Source organism: Pseudomonas lutea (assembly GCF_000759445.1).
Taxonomy (GTDB): Bacteria; Pseudomonadota; Gammaproteobacteria; order Pseudomonadales; family Pseudomonadaceae; genus Aquipseudomonas; species Aquipseudomonas lutea.
Map to the genome: position 1 here is coordinate 204187 of NZ_JRMB01000003.1, position 11702 is coordinate 215888.

The 11702-nt window shown below is 55.7% G+C and carries 6 protein-coding genes; 1 reads left to right on the forward strand and 5 read right to left on the reverse strand.

The features are described from left to right. The first annotated feature begins 6 nt into the window (after positions 1 to 6). On the forward strand, positions 7 to 2301 hold the full coding sequence (locus LT42_RS21785) for a DUF7024 domain-containing protein (RefSeq protein ID WP_276209561.1): 2295 nt from the start codon (positions 7 to 9) through the stop codon (positions 2299 to 2301). 147 nt (positions 2302 to 2448) lie between these two features. Here the strand turns inward: LT42_RS21785 and LT42_RS21790 are convergent, their stop codons facing one another. From LT42_RS21790 to LT42_RS21810, 5 genes are all read right to left on the reverse strand, one after another. After that, complete coding sequence (locus LT42_RS21790) at positions 2449 to 6171, reverse strand: glycosyltransferase (protein WP_037018089.1); 3723 nt, start codon at positions 6169 to 6171, stop codon at positions 2449 to 2451. After that, the gene (locus tag LT42_RS21795; protein WP_052075367.1) at positions 6171 to 7772 is read right to left on the reverse strand and encodes a class I SAM-dependent methyltransferase; all 1602 of its coding nucleotides are present in this window, start codon (positions 7770 to 7772) and stop codon (positions 6171 to 6173) included. Before LT42_RS21795 ends, LT42_RS21790 begins: the two co-directional genes overlap by 1 nt. Then, positions 7769 to 8986 (reverse strand): ABC transporter ATP-binding protein, encoded by a 1218-nt coding sequence (locus LT42_RS21800; protein WP_037018092.1) that lies wholly within the window; start codon positions 8984 to 8986, stop codon positions 7769 to 7771. Before LT42_RS21800 ends, LT42_RS21795 begins: the two co-directional genes overlap by 4 nt. Beyond that, complete coding sequence (locus LT42_RS21805; protein ID WP_037018095.1) at positions 8983 to 9777, reverse strand: ABC transporter permease; 795 nt, start codon at positions 9775 to 9777, stop codon at positions 8983 to 8985. Before LT42_RS21805 ends, LT42_RS21800 begins: the two co-directional genes overlap by 4 nt. Before the next feature lie 253 nt (positions 9778 to 10030). Continuing rightward, complete coding sequence (locus LT42_RS21810) at positions 10031 to 11473, reverse strand: mannose-1-phosphate guanylyltransferase/mannose-6-phosphate isomerase (protein ID WP_037018098.1); 1443 nt, start codon at positions 11471 to 11473, stop codon at positions 10031 to 10033. Positions 11474 to 11702: the final 229 nt, after the last annotated feature.

An 11702-nucleotide genomic window follows, 5' to 3' on the forward strand; every position in this document is an offset into this window, starting at 1 on the left:
AAAACCTTGAATTCAGACATCAGTACACGTCCGCACCGCCATCGCGACATAGGCGGTTTCCCTACATGGCGGACGACCCTTGCTTGCGAGTGGAAGCTTCTGCTCATTGGTGCCATCGCGACATTCTTCCTCGCAAGTTTCTTCATGAGCGGCTTGCACGGGTTGGTCCCTGATCTGTCCAGACCGTATGGGTACGAAGCGGATGGAATGTTTCATGCCTGGATGGCTCAGCGGGTTGCGGAAGGCTGGCTGTTTGATAATGCGCGCAGTGGCTATCCGTTCGGTTCGAGTTTCCTTGATTTCCCGGGCTCGGATTCTGCTGATCACTTATTGATCAAAGTGCTCGCGCTTATCGCGGGTGGTTGGCCGGCCGGCGTAAAGTTGTTTTATCTGTTCAGCTTTTCTTCCTGCTTTATCGGCACCTACATAACCGCACGGGCATTCGGCCTGAACGGCAAGTTTGCGGCTACCATGAGCGTGCTTTACACGTTTATCCCGTTCCATTTCTTTCGATTGAATCACCTTTTTTATACATGGTACTTCGTCGCCCCGGTGTTTTTCTATCTGGCGCTCGATATCTACCACACGCGCGCTGCCCCGGCCAAAGCTCCCGCCAAGTCGACGTTACGCAAACTCTCTCTTACGGCATTGTGCATGGTGGTGCTGGCTTCCTTTGGCGTGTATTACGCACTGTTCGGCATGATCATCTTGGCATCGGCTGGGGTATTGAGTGCCGTCAGATGGCAGAACGTTCAGGGTGCGAAAAAAGCAGTGGTGCTGAGCATTGCCATTGTGTTCGGTGTTTTTATCAACATCGCACCTAATATGCTTGGAACGTATAGGAACGGGCCCAATCTGGAAGTCGCTCAGCGCTCGTTCGGCCAGTCCGAGGTTCTAGGTCTGAAGATGATGCAACTCCTCATGCCGCGCCCTGACCATCGCGTTGGTCGCTTGGGGCAGGTGGGTTTGCAATATAACCAAGGGTCGCCGCTGATTAACGAAAACTCGTTCGCGCCTTTGGGTATCATCGGTGCAGCGGGCTTCATGCTGGCCTTGTTGTATTTGATATTTGCCCCCGCTCGCTTGGAGGCTGACGGTAGGCTGCGCCTGCTGGCTGCCGTTACCTTGGTGTTGTTTCTATTCGCGACGATTGGCGGGCTAGGCTCGCTGTTCGCGATGGTAGTTTCCCCGTCAATCAGGGGATGGAACAGGATCAGCATTTTTATAGCGTGCGGCGCGTTGCTGTTCTTTTTCATCTCGCTGCAACTCATATTGGAGAAGAAATCTCCTCAGTTCGCTAAGTATTCAATGGCTATCTCGGCAATGCTGCTGTTTGTCGGTCTATACGACCAGACTGCACCGGTCTGTAAGCATTGCAATGCAGCCGTTGAGGAGTCATTCGACAGCGATAAGCGCTTTGTTGCGGCGATCGAAAATACGCTTCCTGCGGGCAGTGCCGTGTACCAACTGCCCTATATTGGCTTTCCCGAAGAGCCAATTATGAATCGCCTTTCCAACTATCAGCTTCTGGCAGGCGTGCTGCAATCGAAGGCATTGCACTGGAGCTTTGGCGGTATGAAAGGCAGGCCAGGTGATCTGTTCTATCGCGGACTTGCGCAAGAACCGATGGCGCGTCAGCTTGAAGTCATTCGCAAGCTGGGCTTCGACGGCATTTATATTGATCGCCGAGGTTATGCAGATAACGGCCAGGCACTGGTGCAGGAGCTTTCAGGCCTGCTACAGCGACAGCCACTGCTTCAAAGTGACAACAAAGAACTGGTGTTCTTCAGGCTCGATGGCAGCGAGCACCCCGATTTAAGCGGTCTCTCTATAAAACAGATTCAGCGGCAGGCAGGCTTCTTGGTCGACGCTATGGGGGGGCGTTACAGCGGTAACTTGGCGACCGGGATTGACTTTACCCGCATCGGGATGCCTGAGTTTATAAGCGCCGCTGAGGGCTTTTACGATGTAGAGCCGTGGGGGCGTTGGTCTTCTGCAAAAGCGGTGTTCGATTTTACCGATCCACTGCCTCAAAAATTTACTCTTGTGCTGAAAGTTATGCCCTATGGGCCAAACGCGACCGATCCGACTCGCGTCGAAATAGGCAGTCGTGTCTATAGTGTTCAGATTCCTCAAGGGACATCGGAAGTGCGGTTGGATGTGGACCTGGAGGGCTCAAGCGCTGACCGCATAACTTTCATCCCGCCTAAGCCGATCTCGCCCAAGAAACTGACCGGGAGTACGGACGATCGGATCCTTGGCATCGGGTTTGTGTCAATGCGGATCCTGGGTAGCAAGTGATCTTGACCTTTAGCCCTTGGCTCTGCCTTCAGCGCCAAGGGCTACTGCAGTTTGTCCATCTATAAGCCGGGTTGCGGCTTTTGCACAGGTCCAGAAACAGAACCCCCCCCTGCCTGTAATTAAGCCAGGGGGAGGGTACTCCGGTGCTTACTCAGCGAGCGCCTGCGATGATAGATACAGCTGTCCCGCGCTCTGATCCCACGTCATCCAAGGCATTCCATCAGGTTTCGGCTGCGCTGCGCTGCGGTGCAGTTCAAGCCAAGCCGTGACGCTTTTCGCAAGTGACTGCGCATCCTCTCCCTTAAAGTAGAAGGCATGCTCACCCGCCACTTCACGGAACACAGGAATATCGCGGGCAATCAACGGCAACCCGTATTGCGCGGCCTCGATAAGCGGCAGGCCAAAACCCTCACCAAGCGATGCAGCAATCAACGCATCGGACTGTGCATAAAGACTGCACAGGTATTCATCGTCGATGCCCTCAAACCAGAACAGCCGCTTGCCGATTTCCGGATGGTTTCTCAGTCTCTCGACCAGTGCTTCCACCATCCAGCCTTGCTTCCCGACAATCAGCAAATTGGCGTCTTGCTGATTTGCCCAAAGCAGCTCGAATGCATCCAGCACCTGCGCATGGCCCTTCCTTGGCTCTACAGTGCCTACCATCAAAAAAGACGGACGGGCTTGCAAGCTGGTGAGCACATTCTTAGGGATAGCTGACGTACCTTCGGCGCTGGTTGGCTTGGTGATGTCAGCCCCCAGATGGAACCACGAGATATTGAAAGGTCGCTTGGAAGGTTTGCGATTCTCTGCAACCCACTCAGCCATCTCATCCGCAACGGCTTTGGAGATGCAAATCACACCGTCCGACTCTGCGACGGTCTCCAGCCATCCATCCAGGATGTCGGCCGCCCCGGCAGGGAAGCACTGCGCCAGCTTTTTGAGCAGCAGGTCGTACACGACGAATTGCACCGTGACGCCACGACGTCTCATATCCGCGAGAGCTTGCCGCTGTCTCGGGACAATGACGGGTTGCAGATCCAGACCGATGAAGTGGTCCCCGGAGTGGTAAACCACCGGCTCATCCTCAAGAAGATGAGTCGGGCAATTCAGGAATCCCAAAGTGAACTGTCTTGCGTACCTGTAGCCATCCACGTCCTCGGTGGCATAAACAGGCTCAACCCGATAATTGCCCGGAGGCATCGAAAGCCACACCTCGAGGATGCTCCGCACGACGCGCTGGATACCGCTTTTGGCATCTCGATTCACCAGTTCGGAAATGTCCACGAGTAACTGCGGTTTGCAGATCGTGGGTTTCAGGCTTTGGTCGATGGACTCAGCAATGGCCATTGAGCTTTCGTAGCTGAAGCCTTGCTTTTCCAGACCTGCAATCGACGTCACGACCTCGGACACCGAGTGATAAGAGTCCTCGTGGAACTTCTCGATGGCCTGCCGGTAGAGGAAGGCACAGGCCCGAGGTGAGTGCCGGGTATGAATAAGTTGCTGACCCTGGGCGCCGATACGTTGACGCGCGGCAGAGTCTTGACGCAGGAGATTCAATGAGTCCGACAGCTCGGCATCGTCGAAATCGTCCGGCAGCTTGACCAGGCTCGAAGTCGGTATGTCCGACATGCTGCCGTTGGCGTTTACGATCGTTGCAATGCCGTAATTCAGGCAATCGAGGACGGCGGCGGAGGTTTCTCCGCGTGACAGCGTCCGCAACTGGACTGCCGCATCGGCAACCTCCAGATAGGCCTTGAACATGTCAGCGTCCGCCCAGCCGGTGATCTTGATACGGTCGCGGCATGGGCTGGCGTTGATCTTCTTGAGCAGGTTTTCGCCGAACTCACCTTCACTGTTCTGGCCCACGAAGACCAGATGACAGTGCTCATCTTGCGCCAGTTCGGATTCAAGCCAGGCATCCAGCAGACGATTGTTCAGCTTGGAAGGGCCGAGCAAGCCGAAGCTGCACACCACGAAGTCGCTATCAGAGAAACCCAGTTTCTCTTTCGTCGCTGCGTGGGTTCGCGCGTTGGGGAAGCGAGGGGTACGCAGCAATGGGATCTGGGCCCACTTCAGACCAGAGTTTTCCCCATACCACTGCTGTGCCAGCCGAATCGAGTAATGCGAATGGACGATGATCCCCTCGGCTTGCTGAAGGACTCGCAAATTGCACGAGTACTTCCAAACCGCGTCGGCGGTGTCCGCGCCATTGATACGCTGGCTGACCGCTTTGTATCCGTGTCCGAGGTATAGCGACCGAGTCCAGAAACCTGGCTGGCCCTGATGAAGCTCCATGTGCGCCACGATGCCCGACAGAAAAAAATCGTGAAGGACGACGGTCCCCGGGATTTTTTCGATCAAACGGAACATATGGTCATGGAAGGTCGAGTTGCCGAAGTGATAAATAACGCGATCAAACACGTGAGCGTTTTCTTCAAACCAGGCAACCGAGCGCAGCTTGTAGTTGATCCCGGCGTCGGCAGGCGTTACGGAATCCTGGGCCACGATCACATCAATCTGGTAGTGGACGGCAAGTTCAGGAAGCAGTTCGGCGCTGTAATCGCTGATCCCGCTACGGGCAGGCGGGAGCGGGGACACATAGGCCAGGCGAGGTCGCTTCGGCGCACGGACCGGATTCGGAATCGAACGGCGGCCGGCGATCAGTTCCTTGACTGCCCGCACGGCTCGGATCGCTGTCTCGTCCCAACCGAATTTACGAGACTGCTGGATGGCCAACTCTGCCAGTTTGGCCCTGAGGGCATCATCAACCAGTACTTGTTCCATCTTCGCGGTGATGGAGTCGATCTGATACGGGTCAAATAGCGCATCCGGGTTGCCAAGCACTTCTGGAAGACTCGACGTGTTCGAGGCGATGACGGGTTTGCCGCAGGACATGGCTTCCAGCGCAGGCAAGCCAAAACCTTCGTGCAGCGACGGGAAGATAAACAGCTTGCACGCGTTATATAGAGCGATAAGGTCGTCTTCGCTCACGTAACCGGTAAAGCAGACGTCCGCTTTCTTCAAGCCGCATGAGACAACAAGGTCCTGAAGACGGGAGCGTTCGTCCGGCTGAATGCTGCAGACGATCACCAACTGATGCCCGCGGCGGACCGGCTTGGACAGCTTGGCGAAAGCGCTGATCAGGCCTTCGATATTCTTTCGCGGATCAATACCGCCCGTGTACATGACGAACTGGCGGTCGATCCCCAGACGGTTCTTCAGGCTTGCATCCTGCTGTTCGTCGAACTTCGGCCGGTAATGGTCTGTGTCGATAGCGGTGGAAATATTGACGACTTCCTCGGGTGTGAACCCGAGGTGGTCAATGACTTCCGATCGCGATGAACTGGATATCGCCAGCACCAGATCGGCGCGGCGCAAGTGTTGAAGCTTGGTTTCGTACCAACTGCGAACCGGCGGTGAGGCCAGGTAAGCGTCTGGATTGATGTAGGGAATGAGGTCGTAAACGATCGAGGCCGTGGGAATCGAAGAGTTCAGCATCTTGATGCTGGTCACCACATCGTCGACCAGGCCTTCAAACAGGCTGGTGACCAGGACAAGGTCCGGGTCCAGATTGGCAATGAACGCCTCACGCACCAATTCGGAAGCCTGCCGATTCCAGGCATTCTCCGGGTTGAGCGCGCTGACCTTGCTGCTCGGAACCCATGTCTGGATATGGCTGGCCGGCAACAGACCGTAAAGCTCGTCACGGATGTGATCGACAGCGTCGCCGAACAGAGCATTCAGGACGACGAATACTTCGATGTCGCCGCGGTTTTTGATGAAGGCCTTGGTGAACGACAGTGCGTACCGCCCGATGCCCCGATTTCTGTTTTCCGCTTGGGCGCCCTGAAGGTCAATAACGACGCGCATCAATTCGAATCCTTACGTTGTTCGTTGCTGTTGAGGCGGTTGTAGATAGCCTTCGCATTTTCCGTGAGGTGAGCCGGCGGAGGTGGGGTGTTTCCCGGATCGGGGTTATAGGCTGGCATGGGCTCCGGGTACTGAACGGTCTGTGGCGCGACCACGGCATCCGCTCTGAGACGCGCAGCAAGGGCTTGCAGTCGGGTTTGCACGCCAGGAATGCGGAACAGCACGCGCTTGATGTTCTTGCGCAGCCCTGGTCGGTTGAGAACGCCTTTCAAGACTTTCTTGATGGCCCGCTTGAGTGTGCGTGAAGGTGACGAAGTCACCGATCTGCCTAACATTGCGCCACCGCGCAAGGGGCTCGTCACCCGCCATGAAGTGCTGTTTTTTATCTGGCCTACGTACTCGTTCAACACGTGATGCTCGGCATGCAACGCTCTGATTCTTTCATCCCTTTGAGCGACATCTTCTTTCAACGTATTGATCTGGCTGAGGCGGTTTTCGGCCTCGGTGTACCACATGTGCGCGTTTCTGGAGGACTCATCGAGTAGTTTGACCAGCGATGCGTTTGCGAACTCGAGCGAGGTGTTGGCATTTTCCAGAGAAGTATTCGCCGATTTCAGCTTGTCCAGCTTGAAGTCGAGAACGGCAGCTTTAACGTCTTGAACCTGGTTCGTCATCGCCGAGTACTCTAGCTCGACGTGATCGATACGTTGATTCAACAGCGCGGCCGTACTGCTCATTATCTCGCGCTGTTCCTCCAGCTTCTCTGCCTGGTTGGCTTCGAGGCGTGATTGCAATTCACCGAACGTTACCGTTTGATTCGTTGCAAGACGCTGCTCCATTTCGCCGAGCTTTGCCGCCTGGGTTTCCTCAAAACGACGTGACAGGTCATCCAGACTCAGCCCGTAGGCCGCGTCGAACGCCGGGTCGAACGCCGACACATCCAGCCTTCCTGAGTCTTTTTGAGCAATGATTGCGTAATCCGGGCTGGTTCCGCCAATCACGTCCATCAACCCAACGTTAGGACTGTCCGCCAGTGCCGTGTTTTCTTGCAGGCGCAACAACTTCGAACGGGTAAAGCCGCTGAATGAAACGAGGAATTCCAGCAGCATGTGCGGAATAGGCTTTTCATGTGTGGGGTCGAGATAGAAGTTCTGCGTCCCTACAATCAGGTTTTCTGCGTTAGGCGTTTCAAGGATCAGCAGCCCCCCGGGTTTGAGCACCCGGTTGGCTTCTGCGACCAGCAGTTTCAGGTCGTCAAACGGAATGTGCTCCACGATGTGAAAGCCGCTGACGACGCAGAGCGAGTCGCTTGGCATACTTCGCAGATAAACCAGCGCGTCGGCTTTTTCAGCAGGCAACTGGCGAGCCTGACAGGCCTCTAGCATCCCTTCGTCCAGATCAACGCCAGTGGCGTTGAATCCGTTTTCGACCAAAGTTTCCAGCCACTCGCCCCGCCCGCAGCCCACGTCGAGCGCGCGGCAATCGCCATACAGACCTTGCAGCGGAAGGATGAACGGAAGGTAAACCTGCAGTCGCTGCTTGATGGTTTCGTGCGAGCCGCGGTGCTTGTCTTCGAAGGCGCGATAGAACTGCTCAGTCACTGAATGCACTCCACAGTGGGTTGTATCCAGGCTGAGCCAACAAAAGGAATTTTGTCCGCATTGATCACGTTAAACACCAGTGCTAAATCTCGCCATTCGTAGTTTGCGTTGAGGTGAGTGTCTGCCGTATGCAAGGCGACAGCGATGGAGTATGAGCCAACGCCAATATTGGCGTCGAACCTGAAGACATACTCCAACTGGTTACCCCCTTCGAGCGCACCCATCTTCTTGTCCAGATGATGGGTGTTGGTGCCATAGATAGGCTGACCAAGGCGATCTTTGATCATGTAGCCCACCACCAGTTCTGGAATGGAGCTGTTAATGCTGACCTTTACTTTCAAGCTCAGTGATTGCCCGACGGACACGAATTCCACCGGCGCATCAAGTTCGTTGTAGAGCGCAAGACTCTCGATCGTCGCCTCGCCAGAGCCCGAACGTGTTTGCACGCTTCCGTCGGCAAGTTTGTGCACTTGAACGGTGGCGTTTTCCTTCTCGGAAATAATGGCGTTGTAAAAATCCATCACCTCTTCCGGCGCGCCGTCCTTGATCACCGTGCCGCCCTCAATCAGCAGCACGCGGTCGCACAGCGCCTGGATCGAGCTTCGGTCGTGGGAAACGATCAGCAACGTGGTGCCTTGATCCTGGAACTCACGGATCCTGTCGAAACTCTTGTGCTGGAAATAGCTGTCCCCAACCGAAAGCGCCTCATCCACGATCAGAATTTCAGGGCGCTTGGCAGTGGCGACCGCGAAGGCGACCCTCATCTGCATGCCGCTGGAATACGTCCGGACCGCTTGGTCAAAGTATTCGCCCACCTCGGCAAACGCCTCGATTTCAGCCATGACCTCATCGATCTGCTGAGTGGTGAAACCCATCAAACCCGCAGCGTGATAGACATTCTGACGACCCGTGAGCTCCGGGTTGAAACCCATGCCGAGCTCCAGAATCGCCGCGATTCGGCCGTGCACCTCGACAGAACCCGTTGTCGGTTGCAGCGTGCCGGTCAGCATTTTCAGCAACGTCGACTTGCCCGCACCGTTCTGGCCAACGATGCCGATGGCTTCGCCTGCATTAATCTCGAAATTGATGTGCTGAAGCACCCAATGCTCTTCGCGGGGAGCACTTTTGATGCCCAGCCAGCAGCCAATACGCTGCCACTCGCTGCGGTAGGTCCGGTAGGCTTTGCCAAGGTCTTTCGCGCGCAACAGGCTCATAGGGCATCCACCATTTCAGGCGCTGCTCGGCGGAAGATGTAAAGGCCGAAGCCCAGCAGCAGGCATGTGATCAAAACAGTGATGCCTATCTGCGAGAAGTCAGGCGCCACGTTGTAAACGAAGACATCGTGGTAAGCCGTCACGATTGGGTACATCGGGTTCCAGGCAATAAGTGACTTGAGGTCTTCGGGGATGATGTTGATTGGGTAAACGATCGGCGTGAACCAGAAAAGGATCTGCAGCACGATCGGGATGACCTGGCCGATATCGCGCACGAATACGTTGAGTACACCGAGGATCAAGCCCAGCCCGACAGCCAGCGCCGCGACGATGAGAATCAACGGGATGGCCCACAGCATCTCCCAGGTCGGCCACTGTCCGAGGCAAATGAATACGGCCAGCACGGAGACCAGCAGCAACAGATTATTAAGCAACGCCGAGCCCAGGACGATAAAGGGAAGGGTGATTCGCGGGAATCTCATCTTTTTCATGAGGTTGCCGTTCTCGATGAACAGCGTCAGGCATCGATTGATGATCTCGGAAAACAGGCTCCACGCCAGCGTTCCTGCCATCAGGTACAGAGCGTAGGCGTATTTGTTTTCGATACCGGGCAGTTTCGCGGCGAGAACGTTGGACAGAATCAGCGCGTAGATCAGCACGTTGGCCAACGGGTTGATGATCATCCACAACCCGCCCAGGCTGCTTCGGGAGAAGCGGGCTACGAATTCGTTGCGGATGGAGGTGCCGATAAAGCTCCGGTAGCTGTACAGCCCTCTCAACAATCCAAACATGTGTTCACCTTAAAATCCTGAAACTTCAAATGGGGCTCACTCACTGGCATTGCTTCTCCCGCGGTCTGGCGTTGGTCGAAAACGCGCATAAACTGATCAGATGAAGGACAACAGCTGGGCATTCTGGAAGTAGACCCAGTCCCGCCGAGAGAAATTTTTCCTGGCGAGAGGGGGCTTTGGGGGGGCAAGAGCGGTCCATGGTCGTCGGCTCCAGCCAAAAACCATGATTACCAAGACCGAAATGTGGGCTGTCTTATCGACCTGCGCGGCCATAGACATCTTCAAAACGAACGATATCGTCCTCACCCAGGTAATCTCCGCTCTGCACTTCAATCAGAACCAGATCGATGACTCCAGGGTTGGTGAGACGATGGGTATGTCCAGCCCGAATAAACGTCGATTCATTCGTGTTCAGCATCAGCTCCTGATCGTCATTGACCACAACGGCCATGCCGCTCACCACGATCCAGTGTTCGCTGCGGTGATGGTGCATCTGCAATGACAGCGAAGCTTTTGGCTTGACCACGATGCGCTTGATCTTGAAGCGCTCTCCGTTTTCCAGGGTCGTGTAAGTACCCCACGGACGATGCACCGTCTGATGGAGCTGGTGCAGTGTGTGCCCGGACTTTTTCAACTGGGTGACGATGTGCTTGACGTCTTGCGCGTGGTCTTTATGGGCGATCAACAACGCATCAGCGGTATCAATCACGAGCAGATCTTCCACGCCCACCAGTGCGGTCAGCCGCTCTTCGCTGTTGACGTAGTTGTTGCGCGCACCGTGAGACAGGACTTCTCCTTCAAATCGGTTGCCATTTGTATCGGTATCGGTCAGCTCGCTGACTGCGTTCCACGACCCGATGTCGCTCCAGCCGATGTCGCACGGAACGGTGGCGACTTTGTTTGATCGTTCCATCAGCGCGTAGTCAACGGAAATGTCCGGCACCTTGGCGAAGGACTCTGCGTCCAGGTTCAGGCAGCGGTAGCCATCCCCCTTGGTTTGACGTGACAGGCTAATGGATTCAGCAGCGGCGGACAGGACGTCTGGGGCATGCTTGGAAAGTTCTTCCAGAACCGTGCCTACCTGGAAGCAGAACATGCCCGAGTTCCAGAAGTAGTTGCCGGCAGCAACGTAGGATTGGGCGGTTGGCAAATCTGGCTTCTCGACGAAACGCGACACCTGCAACCCGCTTTCGCTGCCGATAGGGGCGCCTGCCTCGATGTAGCCAAAACCTGTCTCCGGGTACTGCGGCTTGATGCCGAAGGTCACGAGCCATCCATTGCCTGCCAGTCGCACAGCTTTGGCGACTGCTTCGGAAAAGGCTGCCTCGTTCTGGATGAGGTGATCTGCTGCCAGCACGAGCATGAAGGCATCAGCGCCGTGGGCTTCTTTCAACTGCAGCGCCGCCATTGCAACTGCTGCTGCTGTGTTACGGCCGAAAGGCTCGAGTATGTACGCCTGGGCCGGGCCGGATTTGGTGGCGTGCCGGTATTCGTCCTCGGTTTTGAACAGCAACTCTTTGTTCGTGACCGTCAGAATTTCCGATACGCCTTCAAGCGCAGCGGCACGCAGGAAGGTTTTCTGGATTAGGTTTTGCCCGTCAGGCAATGTCATGAACGGCTTCGGGTGGGCCTCGCGCGAGACGGGCCACAACCGGCTACCAACACCGCCGGACATAATTACCGGTATCAATTCCATATTTCTAAATCCTTGCGCGTAACCAGGCAGCGATGTGTGAATGAGGTCGGATCATACGCGGCCCGACCAGATGAATGCGGTTGGGCAGAGACACTCGTCATTTTTTATGGGAGCGGCCGCGCGAAGCACGCAAGAATATCAGACTGACGCGAGTATGCGGGGCCCCCGCAGTCTGTTTGCGAGTTGTAAGTAACGTCACCCGTCAGAGCCCTCATTTTAAACGCCAGCC

Coding starts and splice junctions, on each gene's coding strand:
- LT42_RS21790 (WP_037018089.1), bottom strand. CDS start 6,171: ATGCGCGTCGTTATTGACCTTCAGGGCGCCCAAGCGGAAAACAGAAAT.
- LT42_RS21800 (WP_037018092.1), bottom strand. CDS start 8,986: ATGAGCCTGTTGCGCGCGAAAGACCTTGGCAAAGCCTACCGGACCTAC.
- LT42_RS21805 (WP_037018095.1), bottom strand. CDS start 9,777: ATGTTTGGATTGTTGAGAGGGCTGTACAGCTACCGGAGCTTTATCGGC.
- LT42_RS21810 (WP_037018098.1), bottom strand. CDS start 11,473: ATGGAATTGATACCGGTAATTATGTCCGGCGGTGTTGGTAGCCGGTTG.